General features: G+C 73.6%; 13 protein-coding genes. All 13 read left to right on the top strand.

Going from position 1 to position 15,595, the window contains the following annotated elements; genetic code table 11:
- Positions 1-38: 38 nt before the first annotated feature.
- The 13 genes from pyrR (at position 39) to NHL53_RS05525 (ending at position 15,590) form a co-directional block, all read left to right on the top strand.
- On the top strand, positions 39-587 hold the full coding sequence (gene pyrR, locus NHL53_RS05585; protein WP_433775861.1) for a bifunctional pyr operon transcriptional regulator/uracil phosphoribosyltransferase PyrR: 549 nt from the start codon (positions 39-41) through the stop codon (positions 585-587).
- Positions 584-1,552, top strand: a complete 969-nt coding sequence (locus tag NHL53_RS05580; protein ID WP_433775860.1) for an aspartate carbamoyltransferase catalytic subunit — start codon at positions 584-586, stop codon at positions 1,550-1,552. Before pyrR ends, NHL53_RS05580 begins: the two co-directional genes overlap by 4 nt.
- On the top strand, positions 1,549-2,859 hold the full coding sequence (locus NHL53_RS05575; RefSeq protein WP_433775859.1) for a dihydroorotase: 1,311 nt from the start codon (positions 1,549-1,551) through the stop codon (positions 2,857-2,859). Before NHL53_RS05580 ends, NHL53_RS05575 begins: the two co-directional genes overlap by 4 nt.
- Complete coding sequence (locus NHL53_RS05570) at positions 2,856-3,359, top strand: hypothetical protein (RefSeq protein ID WP_433775858.1); 504 nt, start codon at positions 2,856-2,858, stop codon at positions 3,357-3,359. Before NHL53_RS05575 ends, NHL53_RS05570 begins: the two co-directional genes overlap by 4 nt.
- Positions 3,356-4,531, top strand: a complete 1,176-nt coding sequence (gene carA / locus NHL53_RS05565; protein ID WP_433775857.1) for a glutamine-hydrolyzing carbamoyl-phosphate synthase small subunit — start codon at positions 3,356-3,358, stop codon at positions 4,529-4,531. Before NHL53_RS05570 ends, carA begins: the two co-directional genes overlap by 4 nt.
- Positions 4,524-7,820, top strand: coding sequence for a carbamoyl-phosphate synthase large subunit (gene carB, locus NHL53_RS05560; RefSeq protein WP_433775856.1), 3,297 nt, complete (start codon positions 4,524-4,526; stop codon positions 7,818-7,820). Before carA ends, carB begins: the two co-directional genes overlap by 8 nt.
- A complete protein-coding gene (pyrF, locus tag NHL53_RS05555; protein ID WP_433775855.1) occupies positions 7,817-8,698 on the top strand; it encodes an orotidine-5'-phosphate decarboxylase in 882 nt (293 codons plus the stop codon). Before carB ends, pyrF begins: the two co-directional genes overlap by 4 nt.
- Positions 8,691-9,599 (top strand): guanylate kinase, encoded by a 909-nt coding sequence (gene gmk, locus NHL53_RS05550; protein WP_433775854.1) that lies wholly within the window; start codon positions 8,691-8,693, stop codon positions 9,597-9,599. Before pyrF ends, gmk begins: the two co-directional genes overlap by 8 nt.
- Positions 9,600-9,634: 35 nt before the next feature.
- Positions 9,635-9,892: a DNA-directed RNA polymerase subunit omega gene (rpoZ, locus tag NHL53_RS05545; RefSeq protein ID WP_433775853.1), complete on the top strand. Its 258-nt coding sequence runs from the start codon at positions 9,635-9,637 to the stop codon at positions 9,890-9,892.
- A 114-nt stretch (positions 9,893-10,006) separates the two neighbouring features.
- Positions 10,007-11,197 carry a methionine adenosyltransferase gene (gene metK, locus NHL53_RS05540; protein ID WP_433775852.1) on the top strand — a complete coding sequence of 397 codons (1,191 nt, stop codon included), beginning with the start codon at positions 10,007-10,009 and terminating at the stop codon, positions 11,195-11,197.
- Positions 11,198-11,208: 11 nt separating this feature from the next.
- Entirely contained in the window at positions 11,209-13,218 is a 2,010-nt protein-coding gene (locus NHL53_RS05535; RefSeq protein ID WP_433775851.1) for a primosomal protein N', read from the top strand.
- A 45-nt stretch (positions 13,219-13,263) separates the two neighbouring features.
- Positions 13,264-14,184: a methionyl-tRNA formyltransferase gene (gene fmt / locus NHL53_RS05530; protein WP_433775916.1), complete on the top strand. Its 921-nt coding sequence runs from the start codon at positions 13,264-13,266 to the stop codon at positions 14,182-14,184.
- Positions 14,181-15,590: an RsmB/NOP family class I SAM-dependent RNA methyltransferase gene (locus NHL53_RS05525; protein ID WP_433775850.1), complete on the top strand. Its 1,410-nt coding sequence runs from the start codon at positions 14,181-14,183 to the stop codon at positions 15,588-15,590. The genes fmt and NHL53_RS05525 overlap by 4 nt, the downstream gene beginning before the upstream one ends.
- Positions 15,591-15,595 lie beyond the last annotated feature (5 nt).

The following is a 15,595-nucleotide window of genomic DNA, read 5'->3' as shown; positions in this document are numbered from 1 at the left end:
TTTAACCCCGTCCCGTGAGGCGGAGAAGGGAGCGGCGGATGAGCACACGCACCGTGCTCCAGGAAGCCGACATGTCGCGCGCGCTGACGCGCATCGCCCACGAGATCCTCGAGTCGAACCGCGGGGCCTCCGGCCTCGTCCTCCTCGGGATCCCCACGCGCGGGGTGTTCCTCGCCCGTCGCCTCGGCGCGCTCATCGAGCGCTTCGCCGGCGAGAGCGTGCCCGTCGGGGCGCTCGACGTCACGATGTACCGCGACGACCTCGCGCAGCACCCGACCCGCGCCCCGCAGCCGACGGACATCCCCGCGAGCGGGGTGGACGGGCGCGTCGTCGTCCTCGTCGACGACGTGCTGTTCTCCGGACGCACGATCCGCGCGGCGCTCGACGCGATCGGCGACATCGGGCGGCCCTCCGCCGTGCGCCTCGCGATCCTCGCCGACCGCGGCCACCGCGAGGTGCCGATCCGGCCCGACTTCGTGGGGAAGAACCTGCCGTCCTCCCGCTCGGAGCGCGTGAACGTGCGGCTGGCGGAGATCGACGGCGCCGACGAGATCAGCATCGCCTCGCCCGAGGGGAGCGCCTCATGAGGCACCTTCTCGACACGAAGACGCTGAGCCGCGCGGACGCGATCCGCATCCTCGACGTCGCCGAGGACATGGCAGACACGCAGGGGCGCGAGGTGCGCAAGCTCCCCACGCTGCGCGGGCGCACGGTCGTCAACCTCTTCTTCGAGGACTCCACGCGCACGCGCATCTCGTTCGAGGCGGCCGCGAAGCGGCTCTCGGCCGACGTCATCAACTTCTCGGCGAAGGGGTCCAGCGTGTCCAAGGGCGAGAGCCTGCAGGACACGGCGCAGACGCTGCAGGCGATGAACGCCGACGCCGTGGTCGTCCGGCACGGCGCCTCCGGCGCGCCGCGCACGCTCGCCACGAGCGGCTGGATCGACGCGGGCGTCGTGAACGCCGGCGACGGCATGCACGAGCACCCGACGCAGGCGCTCCTCGACGCCTTCACGATGCGCCGCAGGCGCTACGGCGCCGAGTCCCGGGGCCGCGACCTCGCCGGATACCGCGTCGCGATCGTCGGCGACATCCTGCACTCGCGCGTCGCCCGCTCCAACGTGTGGCTGCTCGACGCCCTCGGCGCCGAGGTGACGCTCGTCGCCCCGCCCACCCTGCTGCCGCAGGACGTGTCCGCCTGGCCCGCGACGGTGCGCTACAGCATCGACGAGGCGATCGCGGAGGCGCCGGACGCTCTCATGATGCTCCGCATCCAGCTCGAGCGGATGAACGCCGCGTTCTTCCCCTCCTCGCGCGAGTACACGCGGTGGTGGGGGCTCGACCCCGTCCGGCTGGCGGCACTTCCGAGCGATACGATCGTGATGCATCCCGGCCCGATGAACCGCGGGCTCGAGATCTGCGCGGAAGCCGCCGACTCGCCGCGCGCCACGGTGCGCGAGCAGGTCGCGAACGGGGTGTCCGTGCGCATGGCCGTGCTCTACCTGCTGCTGGCGGGGGAGCGGAACACACCGACGAACGAGGAGGACCGATGAGCGAGGTGCTCCTCATCCAGGGCGCGCAGATCGAGGGCGGCGACCGGGCCGACATCCTGATCGAGGACGGCCGCGTGGCCGAGGTGGGCGCGGGGCTCTCGCGACGAGGCGCCCGCGTGATCGACGCCGACGGCCTCATCGCGCTGCGCGGTCTCGTCGACCTGCACGTCCACCTCCGCGAGCCGGGCTTCGAAGCGAGCGAGACCGTGCTGACCGGCACGAGGGCCGCCGCCGCGGGCGGGTTCACGGCGGTGTTCGCGATGCCCAACACGAGGCCCGTCGCCGACACGGCCGGCGTGGTCGAGCAGGAGCTCGCCCTCGGCGAGGAGGCCGGATACGCGACCGTGCAGCCGATCGGCGCCGTCACGGTCGGGCAGCAGGGAGAGCGGCTCGCGGAGCTCGGGGCCATGGCCGACTCGCGCGCCCGGGTGCGGGTCTTCAGCGACGACGGCTTCTGCGTCTCCGATCCGCTGATCATGCGCCGCGCGCTCGAATACGTGAAGGCCTTCGGCGGCGTCATCGCGCAGCACGCGCAGGACCCCCGGCTCACGGAGGGCGCCCTCATGAACGAGGGCGTCGTCTCGGCGGAGCTCGGACTGACCGGCTGGCCCGCCGTCGCGGAGGAGTCGATCATCGCGCGCGACGTGCTGCTCGCCGAGCACGTCGGGTCGCGCCTGCACGTGTGCCACCTGTCGACCGCGGGCAGCGTCGACATCGTCCGCTGGGCGAAGAAGCGGGGCATCGCCGTCACGGCCGAGGTCACCCCGCACCACCTCCTGCTCACCGACGAGAGCGCGCGCGGCTACGACGCGCGCTTCAAGGTCAACCCGCCGCTGCGCACCGAGGAGGACGTCCTCGCGGTGCGGGAGGGGCTCGCCGACGGGACGATCGACATCGTCGCGACCGACCACGCCCCGCACCCGGCCGAGGCGAAGGCCACCGAGTGGGCCGCCGCCGCGCACGGCATGGTCGGCCTCGAGAGCGCCCTGCGCGTCGTCCACGACACGATGGTCGCCACCGGCGCCCTCGACTGGGACGACGTCGCGCGGGTCCTGTCCCGCACGCCCGCCGAGATCGGCCAGCTGTCCGGTCACGGACGGCCCGTCGCCGCGGGAGAGCCCGCCGAGCTGACGCTGTACGACCCCGCAGCGGGCGGCGCGTTCTCCGCCGCGGACCTCCGCGGCCGGAGCGCGAACTCGCCCTACCTCGGACGGGAGCTGCCAGGCAGCGTGCGCTGGACGATCCACGGCGGCCGGGTCACCCTCGCCGACGGGGAGCTCGCACCGGCGGACGAGGTGCGCCGGTGACCCGGGAGGTGGCCGGCATCGTCATGCTGGCGCTGGCCGTCATCGGCCTCGCCCTCATGCTGTGGGGCTGGAGGCGACGACGCGCGCGCGACGCGGGCGTCCGCGTGCCGACGGGAGCGCCGACGGGCGCCCACGTCGCATCCTTCTCCGGCTTCTACGTCGCGACGACCCGCCGCGACGCGCCCCTCGACCGCATCACCGCGCGGCCGCTCGCGTTCCGCGCGCAGGCCGACATCGAGATGACGACGGACGGCCTCGCCCTTGCCCTGCCGGGGGAGGAGACGGTCTTCATCCCCGCCGGCGCCATCTCGGGCGTCGGCCGCGCCACCTGGACCATCGACCGCGTTGTCGAGCGCGACGGCCTCGTCGTCGTCTCGTGGACCGCGGCCGACGCCGAACTCGACACCTACCTGCGGCTGCAGGACGACGATCCGTCTCGACTCATCGAGGCCGTCTCGTCCCAGGCCGCCACCGACACATCCTCAGGAGCAACCCGATGACGTCCACCGACATCCGCACGCTCCTCGACCGGGATCCCGCCGTTCTCGTCCTGGAGGACGGCACCCGCTACGCGGGCCGCGCCTACGGAGCGCGCGGCAGGACCCTGGGCGAGGTGGTCTTCACGACCGGCATGACCGGCTACCAGGAGACCCTCACCGACCCCTCCTACGCGGGGCAGATCGTCCTGCAGACGGCGCCCCACATCGGCAACACGGGCGTGAACAGCGAGGACCCCGAGTCCCGGCGCATCTGGGTGGCCGGGTACATCGTGCGCGACCCCTCCCGCGTCGTGTCGAACTGGCGGGCGGAGGGATCGCTCGACGACCAGCTCGCCTCCTCGGGCGTCGTCGGCATCTCCGGGCTCGACACCCGGGCCGTGACCCGCAGGATCCGCTCCGAGGGCTCCATGCGCGGGGGCGTCTTCTCCGGCGCCGATGCGGAGCTCGACGCGGACGAGCAGCTCCGCATCGTGCGCGAGGCGCCGCAGATGGCGGGCCGCAGCCTCTCCCAGGAGGTGTCGGTCTCCGAGACCGAGGTGACCCCCGCCGTGGGCGAGCGCATCGGCAACCTCGCCGTGATCGACCTCGGCATCAAGCAGGCGACCGTCGAGAACCTCGCGCGGCGCGGCTTCGACGTGCACGTCATGCCGCAGGACTCGACGGCGGAGCAGATCCGCGCGATCGACCCCGTCGCGGTGTTCTACTCGAACGGCCCCGGCGACCCGGCGGCGAGCGACGCCCACGTCGAGCTCCTGCGCGGCGTGCTGCGCGACGGCATCCCGTACTTCGGCATCTGCTTCGGCAACCAGCTGTTCGGCCGCGCGCTCGGCTTCGGCACGTACAAGCTGCCGTTCGGCCACCGCGGCGCGAACCAGCCGGTGCTCGACAAGGCGACCGGCCGCGTTGAGATCACCTCGCAGAACCACGGATTCGCGGTCGACGCACCCCTCGAGGAGATCGTCGACAGCCCCGAGGGCTTCGGCCGGGTCGAGGTGAGCCACATCGGCCTCAACGACCGGGTCGTCGAGGGGCTGCGCGCGCTGGACATCCCGGCGTTCTCCGTGCAGTACCACCCGGAGGCCGAGGGCGGCCCCCACGACGCCAACTACCTCTTCGATCGATTCCGCGACATGGTCGTGGACGCACTGAGCAAGAAGGGCACCCATGCCTAAGCGCGACGACATCCAGTCCGTTCTCGTCATCGGGTCGGGCCCGATCGTCATCGGCCAGGCGTGCGAGTTCGACTACTCGGGGACGCAGGCGTGCCGCGTCCTGCGCGAGGAGGGCGTGCGCGTCATCCTCGTGAACTCGAACCCCGCGACGATCATGACCGATCCCGACTTCGCCGACGCGACCTACGTCGAGCCGATCACCCCCGAGATCATCGAGTCGATCATCGTCAAGGAGCGTCCGGACGCGATCCTGCCGACCCTCGGCGGCCAGACCGCCCTGAACGCGGCGATGGCCCTGCACGAGCAGGGGATCCTGGAGCGCCACGGCGTCGAGCTGATCGGCGCGAACGTCGACGCGATCCGCAAGGGCGAGGACCGCCAGGTCTTCAAGGAGCTCGTCGTCGCCTCGGGCGCTGAGGTGGCGCGCAGCCGCATCGCGCACACGATGGACGAGGTCCTCGCCGCCGCGGACGACCTCGGCTACCCGCTCGTCGTGCGCCCCTCGTTCACGATGGGCGGGCTCGGATCCGGCTTCGCGTTCGACGAGGAGCAGCTGCGCCGCATCGCCGGCAGCGGTCTGCGCGAGTCGACCACGACCGAGGTTCTCCTCGAGGAGTCGATCCTCGGCTGGAAGGAGTACGAGCTCGAGCTCATGCGCGACACGGCCGACAACACGGTCGTCGTCTGCTCCATCGAGAACGTCGACCCGGTCGGCGTGCACACGGGCGACTCGATCACGGTCGCGCCGTCGCTGACCCTGACCGACGAGGAGTACCAGAAGCTCCGCGACATCGGCATCGACATCATCCGCGCGGTGGGGGTCGACACGGGCGGCTGCAACATCCAGTTCGCCGTCGATCCCGAGACGGGGCGCATCATCGTCATCGAGATGAACCCCCGCGTCTCGCGGTCGTCCGCGCTCGCGTCGAAGGCGACGGGCTTCCCGATCGCGAAGCTCGCCGCGAAGCTCGCTCTCGGCTACCGCCTCGACGAGGTCCCGAACGACATCACGGGCGTCACGCCCGCCTCGTTCGAGCCGACCCTCGACTACGTCGTCGTCAAGGTGCCGCGCTTCGCCTTCGAGAAGTTCCCGGCCGCCGACCCCACCCTCACGACGACCATGAAGTCGGTCGGCGAGGCGATGGCGATCGGCCGCAACTACACGACGGCGCTGCAGAAGGCGCTGCGCTCGATCGAGAAGCGCGGATCCAGCTTCCACTGGGGCGCCGAGGAGCGGACGGTCGACGAGCTGCTCGCGTCGATGACGATCCCCACCGACGGGCGCATCGTCGACGTGCAGCAGGCGCTGCGCCTCGGCGCGACGCCCGAGCAGGTGTTCGAGGCGACGAAGATCGACCCGTGGTTCATCGACCAGATCGTCCTCATCAACGAGGTCGCCGACGCGGTCGCCCAGGCCCCGGCGCTCGACGACGAGGCGCTGCTCCTCGCGAAGGAGCACGGCTTCTCCGACGCGCAGATCGCCCAGCTCCGCGGTCTCGCTGAGGAGGACGTCAGGGCGCTGCGCCACGAGCGCGGGCTCCGCCCCGTCTACAAGACGGTCGACACCTGCGCGGGCGAGTTCCCGGCTCTCACGCCGTATCACTACTCCTCCTACGACCTCGAGACGGAGGTCGCGCCCAGCGACCGCCGCAAGGTCGTGATCATCGGATCGGGCCCGAACCGCATCGGCCAGGGTGTCGAGTTCGACTACTCGTGCGTGCACGCGTCGTTCGCGCTGAGCGACGCGGGCTTCGAGACCGTGATGATCAACTGCAACCCCGAGACGGTCTCGACCGACTACGACACGTCCGACCGCCTCTACTTCGAGCCGCTCACGCTCGAGGACGTGCTCGAGGTGCTGCACGCGGAGTCGGCCTCGGGCGAGATCCACGGCGTGATCTGCCAGCTGGGCGGCCAGACGCCTCTCGCGCTCTCGCACGGGATCCAGGAGGCGGGCTACCGGATCCTCGGCACGAGCCCGGCCGCGATCGATCTCGCGGAGGACCGCAAGCTGTTCGGCGAGATCCTCGAGCGGGGCGACCTCGTGGCGCCGCGCAACGGCACGGCGACGAGCGAGGAGGAGGCCGTGCGGATCGCCGAGGAGATCGGCTACCCCGTTCTCGTGCGCCCCTCGTTCGTGCTGGGCGGCCGCGGCATGGAGATCGTCTACGACACGGCCAGCCTGCACGACTACTTCCGCCGCATCGCGTCGAGCGCGATCATCGGCCCGGACGCGCCGCTGCTCGTCGACCGCTTCCTCGACGACGCCGTGGAGATCGACGTCGACGCGCTGTTCGACGGCGACGACCTCTACGTCGGCGGGATCATGGAGCACCTCGAGGAGGCGGGCATCCACTCGGGCGACTCGTCGTGCACCCTGCCGCCCATGTCGCTCGGCCGCAGCGAGATCGACCGGGTCGTCCAGGCGACCCGCGCGATCGCGGAGGGAGTGGGCGTGCGCGGCCTCATCAACGTGCAGTACGCGATCAGCGCCGGCGTGCTCTATGTGATCGAGGCCAACCCGCGCGCGAGCCGCACCGTCCCGTTCGTCTCGAAGGCCCTCGGCATCCAGCTCGCGAAGGCGGCGAGCCGCGTCATGGCGGGCGAGTCGATCGCCGAGCTGCGCGCGGAGGGCGTGCTGCCCGAGCAGGACGGATCGCGGGTGCCGCTCGACGCGCCCGTCGCCGTGAAGGAGGCCGTGCTGCCGTTCAAGCGCTTCCGAACCGCGGACGGCGCCATCGTCGATTCGGTGCTCGGGCCGGAGATGCGCTCGACGGGCGAGGTCATGGGCATCGACCGCGACTTCCCGACGGCGTTCGCGAAGAGCCAGGACGCGGCCTACGCGGGCGGCATCCCGCTGTCGGGGACCGTGTTCATCTCGGTCGCGGACAGCGACAAGCGCGACGTCATCCTCCCCGCGCACCGTCTGCAGCAGCTCGGCTTCCGGCTGCTGGCGACGGAGGGCACGGCGGAGATCCTCGCGCGCAACGGCATCGAGGTGTCCGTCGTGCGCAAGTACAGCGAGACGCAGGCGTCGGGCGAGGACAACATCGTCGACCTCATCACCCGCGGCGAGGTGGACATCGTCGTGAACACCCCGAGCGGCATGTCGGCGCGCGCCGACGGGTACGAGATCCGCGCCGCCGCGGTGGGTGCCGACAAGGCGCTCTTCACGACGATCTCCGTGCTCGGCGCCGCCGTGAGCGCGATGGACTCGATGCGCGACGGCTTCGGGGTGAAGAGCCTGCAGGAGTTCGCGCGCGAGCGCGCCGCCGGAGAGGCCGCATGACCGAGACGTTCGGACAGCGGGTCCGCGCCGCCCTCCGGCGGCGCGGCCCGCTCTGCGCGGGGATCGACCCGCACCCCGGTCTGCTCGACGACTGGGGCCTGACGCAGGACGCGGCGGGCGCGCGGGAGTTCGGCCTGCGGGTCGTCGACGCGGCGGCGGGGCGCGTGGCGTTCGCGAAGCCCCAGGTGTCGTTCTTCGAGCGCTTCGGCTCGGCGGGGAGCGCCGCGCTCGAGGACGTGATGCGCGCGGCCAGGGAGGCGGGCCTCCTCGTCATCGCCGACGCGAAGCGCGGAGACATCGGCTCCACGATGGACGCCTACGCGGCCGCATGGCTCACGCCGGGCTCGCCCCTCGAGGCCGACGCGCTCACCGTGAGCCCGTACCTCGGGGTGGGTGCGCTCGACGGGGCGCTCGACCTGGCGCTCGCGCACGGCAAGGGGCTCTTCGTCCTCGCGGCGACGAGCAATCCCGAGGCAGAGCCGCTGCAGCGCGCCGTCGGGGCCGGCGGCGCGACGGTGGCCGCGGGCGTCATCGCCGAGGTGTCGCGGCGCAGCGCCGCGCGGACGGAGCCGGGGGAGTGGGCGAGCGCCGGGTTCGTGATCGGCGCGACCGTGGACTGGGCGCGCGCGGGGATCGCTCCGTTCGCCCCCCTCGCGCCGATCCTGGCGCCGGGCTTCGGGTTCCAGGGCGCTCGGCCGGGCGATCTCGTCGACCTCTACGGCCCGATGGCGCCCGCGGTGATCGCGAGCGAGAGCCGAAGCATTCTCTCGGCTGGGCCTGGGAGAATCGCCGACGTGATCGCAGAACGCGCCCTTCTCTATCCCGCCGCAGGCGACGCCCCCGCGGGGCGCGACGCACAGGAGCCGCAGGATGTCTGAGCCCGTGCGTCCCCCCGAGGTCGATCGTGTCGCCGCGTCGCGCAAGGCCGTCGCCGCCCGCCGGGCGCGTGCGAGCCTGAAGCGCGACCTGTCCACGCGCGTCGTGTCGCCCCAGGATGTTCTGCGCGCGGCGACCGCCGACCCGCAGTCGGCCGCGGGCACGCTGCGTGTGCCGGAGTTCCTCACCGCTCTGCCGGCGATCGGCGAGGGCAAGCGCGATCGCGTGCTCGCCGAGCTGAAGATCTCTCCGGTCAAGCGACTGGGCGGTCTCGGCGCGCGGCAGCGCGAGGCTCTCCGCCAGTGGCTCGATCAGCGCTCGCCCGAGCCGCAGCCCCGCCCCGGCCGCAGCCGCCTGGTCGTGCTGGCGGGCCCCACCGCCGTGGGCAAGGGAACGGTGGCGGCGCACATCCGCGAGAACCACCCCGACGTGCTGCTGTCCGTGTCGGCGACGACGCGCGCGCCGCGTCCGGGCGAGGTCGACGGCGAGCACTACTTCTTCGTCGACGACGCCGAGTTCGACCGCATGGTCGCCGACGGCGAGCTGCTCGAGTGGGCGACCGTGCACGGCGTCCACCGCTACGGCACGCCGCGCGGTCCGATCGATCGCGCGCTGTCCGAGGGGCGCTCGGTGCTGCTCGAGATCGACATGCAGGGCGCGTTCCAGGTGCGGGAGTCGGATCCGCGGGCCACGCTCGTGTTCCTCCTCCCTCCGACCTGGGACGAGCTGGTGAGCCGGCTCGTCGGCCGCGGTACGGAGGGCGAGGAGGAGCGGGCCCGCCGCCTGCGCACGGCGAAGGCCGAGCTCGCGGCGCAGGGCGAGTTCGATTTCCGGATCGTGAACGACGACGTCGCCGATGCGGCGGCGCAGGTCGTAGACTTGATGCAGGCGTCTGCGCGCTGAGGCTCTCTCGCGCGCTGAAACAGGAGGAACAGGCAATGGCCGCAGAGAACAAGGGCATCATCGACCCGCCCATCGACGAGCTGCTGGATCGCGTCGACTCGAAGTACCAGCTCGTGATCTACGGGGCGAAGCGCGCCCGCCAGATCAACGACTACTACACGGATCTGCAGGAGGGCTCGCTCTTCGACAACGTCGGCCCCCTGGTCGACGCGGCCGTCGAGGACAAGCCGCTCTCGATCGCTCTTCGCGAGATCCACGAGGACAAGCTGCGCATGCGCCCCGCCGGGGAGTGAGCGCCGCGCCTCGCTGAAGAAGCCGCCGAGGACCCCCGTCATTCGTTTGTCGGGGGTCCTCGTCATCGTTGTCCCGAGCATCCGTCCCGTCCGAAGCGAATACCGAGGTCCGCTATGAGCCTGCGCCTGTTCACGTCCGAGTCCGTCACCGAGGGCCACCCCGACAAGATCTGCGATCAGATCAGCGACAGCGTGCTCGACGCGCTGCTCGCCGACGATCCCGGGGCGCGCGTCGCGGTCGAGACGCTCGTCACGACCGGTCTCGTGCACGTGGCGGGGGAGATCCGCACCGAGGGCTACGCGGACATCTCGACGATCGTGCGCCGCGTGATCCGCGACATCGGCTACACGTCGAGCGAGATGGGCTTCGACGCCGACTCGTGCGGCGTGACGGTGTCGGTGGGCGAGCAGTCGGTCGAGATCGGCGACGGCGTGACGACGAGCGAGGAGCACCGCTCGGGCGAGACGGGCGACGAGCTCGACGCGCAGGGCGCGGGAGACCAGGGCATCATGTTCGGCTACGCGACCGACGAGACGCCGGAGCTCATGCCGATGGCCGCGTGGACGGCGCACCGGATGGCGGAGCGGCTGACGAAGGTGCGCCGATCGGGCGAGCTCGCCTTCCTCCGCCCGGACGGCAAGACCCAGGTGACGGTCGGCTACGACGGAGACGTCCCCCGCACCATCGAGACGGTCGTGCTGTCGACCCAGCACCACCCCGACATCTCGCAGGCCGACCTCGAGGAGGCCGTGAACCGGCTCGTGGTGCAGCCGGTGCTCGAGCAGACCGGGCTCGACGTCTCCGGTGCCGAGCTGCACATCAACCCGTCCGGCAGCTTCGTGCTCGGCGGGCCGAAGGCCGACGCGGGCCTCACGGGCCGCAAGATCATCGTCGACACCTACGGCGGCGCGGCGCGGCACGGCGGAGGCGCCTTCAGCGGCAAGGACCCGTCGAAGGTCGACCGCTCGGCGGCCTACGCGATGCGCTGGGTCGCGAAGAACGCGGTGGCGGCGGGGCTCGCGCGACGCCTCGAGGTGCAGGTGGCCTACGCCATCGGCCGGGCGCGACCCGTCGGCCTGTACGTCGAGACGTTCGGCACGGGAGCCGTGTCCGACGAGACGATCACCGCGGCGATCCGCGAGGTCTTCGACCTGCGGCCGGCCGCGATCATCCGCGATCTGGACCTGCTGCGTCCCATCTACGCGCAGACGGCCGCGTACGGGCACTTCGGCCGCGAGCTGCCCGACTTCACGTGGGAGCGCACCGACCGCGTCGAGGCGCTGCGCCGGGCCGCGGGCCTCTGACGGCGGCGACCGTGACGGCGGGTGACGTCGGCGGGTCGCGCGCCATCGCGCGCGTCGCGGTCGACACGCCCCTGCCGCAGCTCGACCGCCTCTTCGACTACGCCATCCCGCGCGAGCTCGCCGATCAGGTGGTGCCGGGGGTGCGCGTCAAGGCGCCCCTGCGCACCGCCGGGCGCGTCATCGAGGGGTTCGTCGTCGAGGTGGCGACGGAGTCCGACGCCGAGCGGGCTCTGAGCGAGATCGAGCAGGTCGTGTCGGCCGCCCGCGTGCTCCCCGAGCGCCTGCACCGTCTCGCGCGCGCCGTCGCCGACCGGGCGGCGGGCTCGCTGAGCGACGTGCTGCGGCTCGCGATCCCCCGGCGCATGGTACGCGTCGAGAAGGCGTGGCTCGCCGCCGACCCGGCGGCGCCGCCTGTGCCGACCGCCGAGGCGCGGGATCGCGCCGCCCGGGTGCTCTCGGCGTTCCCCGACCTCGACGAGCGGATCGCGGCGGGCGAGCGCCTCGCCGTCGACGCCCCTCCCGGGGTGTCCGCGGGGCTCCCCGCGTGGACCGCGCTGCTCGCCGCGGCGGCCACGACGACGCTCGCCCGCGGGGCCTCCGCGGTCATCGCCGTGCCCGACCATCGCGACCTCGACCTCCTCGAGCAGGCGCTGCGGGACCTCGCCCCGTCCGACGCGATCGTGCGGCACGACGCCCAGCAGTCGGGCCCCGAGCGCTACGCGGGGTACCTGCGCACGCTCGAGGACGCGCCGTGCATCGTGATCGGCAACCGCTCGGCGGTCTATGCGCCGGTGCCGCGCCTCGGCCTGCTCGCGCTGTGGGACGACGGCGACAGCCTCCTCGAGGAGCCGCTCGCGCCCTACGTCCACGCGCGCGACGTCGCGCTCGTGCGGCAGAGCGCCGACGGCGGGGCCCTGCTGTTCGCAGGGCACACCCGCACGAGCGACGTCGAGAGGCTCGTCGCGATCGGCTACGCGCACGACTGCCCGGCGACCCGCCGCGCCTCGCCCCGCGTCGTCCTCGGCGCGCCGCAGGACACGCCGCAGACCGGCCGCATCCCGTCCGCGTCGTTCCGCGCGGCGCGGGAGGCGCTCGAGCGCGGGCCGGTGCTCGTGCAGGTGGCGCGCCCCGGCTACGCTCCGACCCTCGTCTGCGCCGAGTGCCGCGCGCCCGCGCGGTGCCTCACCTGCGGCGGGCCGCTGCACGCCACCGGGCGCGGCGCCACCCCCGTGTGCACCCGGTGCGCGCGCGAGGCGCGCGGGTGGATGTGCCGGTCCTGCGAGTCGACGCGCGTGCGCCTCGCCTCCTCGGGATCCGAGCGCACCGCCGATGAGCTCGGACGGGCCTTCCCCGGGGTGCGGGTGATCGTCGCCGACGGCGCCCATCCCGTGAGCGAGGTCGACGACGAGCCCGCTCTCGTGATCGCCACGCGCGGCGCCGAGCCTCTCCCGGCAGGCGGATACGCGATGGTGCTGCTGCTCGACGGCGATCGCATGCTGCAGGCCCCCGAGCTGCGCATCGGCGAGTCGTGCCTGCGCTGGTGGTCGAACGCCGCCGCGCTCGCGGCTCCCGACGCCCCCGTGCACCTGGTGGGCGTCACGGGGCCGGTGGCGAGGGCCCTCGCCACCTGGACCCAGCCCGCGTACGCCCGCACCCAGCTCGCCGAGCGCGCGCCCCTCCGGATGCCTCCGGCGGCTCGGGTGGCGCGCGTCGACGGCGACGCCGAGGTCGTCGAGGCGGCGCTCGACCGGCTCCGCGCCGACGTCCCGGCCCTCGACGACGAGGCGATCCTCGGGCCGGTCCCGCTCGACGACATCGCGGATCGTCGCCGCTCGCGCGCGCTCGTGCGGGTCGACTACGCGCACGGCCGCGACGTCGCGCAGAGCCTGCGCGCGTCGGTCGTCCAGGCGGCCATGGCGTCGCGCAGCCGGTCGCGGCGCCGCGAGCCCGGCTCAGGCCGCGTGCGGCCGCCGGGCAATACACTCGCTGTGCGGTTCGACCTCGTCGAGCCCGACCTCTAGACCCCCGCGAAAGGCCGCCCCGACATGCCCGAGCCCTCCGACCGTCTGCGGATCGTCTTCGCCGGAACCCCCGACGCGGCGGTTCCCTCGCTCACCGCGCTGCATGAGGCGGGGCACGACATCGCGGCCGTCGTCACCCGCCCCGACGCGCCGCTCGGGCGCCGCCGCGTGCTCACGCCGTCCCCCGTGGCGCAGGAGGCCGAGCGGCTGGGGCTGCCGGTCATCCGCGCCGCGCGGCTCGACGAGGAGGCGACGGAGCGCCTCGCGGCCCTGGGCGCCGACCTCGGCGTGATCGTCGCCTACGGCGGCCTCGTGCGGGAGCCGCTGCTGTCGACGCCGCCCCGGGGGTGGATCAACCTGCACTTCTCGCTGCTGCCGCGCTGGAGGGGAGCGGCGCCCGTGCAGCACGCGCTCATCGCCGGCGACGCCGAGACCGGCGCCGCCGTCTTCCAGCTCGTCGAGGGGCTCGACGCGGGAGACCTCCTCGCCGTGGAGCGCGTCGTCCCGGGCGCGGAGCAGACCGCGGGCGAGCTCCTCGCGCAGCTCGCCGGCAGCGGCGCGGGGCTGCTCCGCGACGCCGTCGCCGCGATCGCGCGCGGCGAGGCGACCCCGCGCCCCCAGGAGGGCGAGCCGACGCTCGCCCCGAAGCTGACGCTCTCCGACGGACTCCTCGACTGGACGCGCCCCGCCGACGAGGTGCACGCGCGCTATCGCGGGACGACGCCCGAGCCGGGGGCGCACACGACCGTCGACGGAGCGCGTCTCAAGGTGCTCGCGGCGCGGCGCGCGGAGGGCGACGCCGTCTCGCTCGAGCCGGGGGAAGCGCGGGGCGTCCGCGACGGCGTCCTCGTCGGCACCGCGACCGAGCCGCTGCTCGTCACCCGCGTCCAGCCCGCGGGCAAGGGCGCGATGGCCGCCGCCGACTGGCTCCGCGGCGCACGCGGCGACGTGGTGCTGGGCTCGTGAGCGACCGACGCCCCGCGCGACGTCCCCGACGCTCTCCCCGTCCGGCGGGTCGCGTCCAGCTCGCGCGAGAGGTCGCGTACACCGTGCTGCGCGCGGTCGACGCCTCGGACGCCTACGCCAACCTGCTCCTGCCGAAGGAGATCGACCGCGCGGGGCTGAGCGCGGCCGACGCGGCCTTCGCGACCGAGCTGACCTACGGCACGCTGCGCCGCCGCGGCACGTACGACGCGGTGATCGCCGAGGCCTCGGGGCGCGACGTCCGCCAGATCGACCCGGCGGTGCTCGACGCGCTCCGCCTGGGCGCCCACCAGCTGCTCGCCACGCGCGTCGCCTCCCACGCCGCGGTGGACGAGTCGGTGACGATCGTCTCCCGCGAGGCCGGCCGGGGCGCGTCCGGCTTCGCCAACGCCGTCCTGAGGCGCATCTCGCGCGAGACCCCCGGCGTCTGGGAGGAGCGGATCCTCGAGGGAGCCCGATCGGACGACGAGGCGCTCGCGATGCGCTTCTCCCACCCGGTGTGGGTGATCAGGGCCCTCCGCCGCGCCCTCGCGGCCGAGGGACGGGAGACGGAGCTCGAGGAGCTGCTCGACGCCGACAACGCCTCGCCGTCGGTCACGATGGCCGCCCTGCCGGGGCTCGCGGAGCCCGGAGGGCGCCGCACGCCGTTCTCGCCCGTGGGCTTCCGCGCGCCGCAGGGCGATCCCGAGCCGATCGTGCGCGCCTCGGGCGGCGCGCAGCGAGTGCAGGACGAGGGATCCCAGCTCGTCGCGCTGGCGCTCGCGCGGGCGGTGCCCGTGCGCGACGGGGAGGAGTGGCTCGACCTGTGCGCGGGGCCGGGCGGGAAGACCGCGCTGCTCGGCGCCGAGGCGATGCGCGCCGGAGCGACGCTCGAGGCGAACGAGCTCGTCCCCGCCCGCGCCGGTCTCGTCGGGCGCGCCCTCGAGGCGGTGCCCGCGGAGGTGCGGGTGCACGTCGGCGACGGACGCGCGTTCGCGAGGGCTCGGGCGGGCCGCTACGACCGGATCCTCGTCGATGCGCCGTGCACGGGCCTCGGCGCGCTGCGTCGCCGCCCCGAGGCGCGCTGGCGCAAGCGCCCCGAGGACGTGGCCGAGCTGGCGGAGCTGCAGGGCGAGCTGCTCGACGCCGCGATCGATGCGGCGGCGCCGGGCGGCCTCGTCGCCTACGTGACGTGCTCGCCCCATCTCGCCGAGACGGCGGGCATCGTGCGCGACGCGCTGCGTCGGAGGGACGACGTCGAGGAGCTCGACGCCCGCGCCGCGATCCGCGCCGTCTCCCGCGCGGAGATCGACCTGCCCCCGCAGGAGGACGGGTCGGGGCGGGCGCAGCTCTGGCCGCACCGTCACGGCGTCGACGCGATGAGCCTGTCGCTTCTGCGTCGCCGCTGACGCGG

It is taken from the genome of Microbacterium sp. gxy059 (assembly GCF_050958665.1).
In the GTDB taxonomy this organism is placed as follows: Bacteria; Actinomycetota; Actinomycetes; order Actinomycetales; family Microbacteriaceae; genus Microbacterium.
Note: the sequence above shows the minus strand (reverse complement) of the source record. Positions and strands in the feature narration are given on the sequence as shown.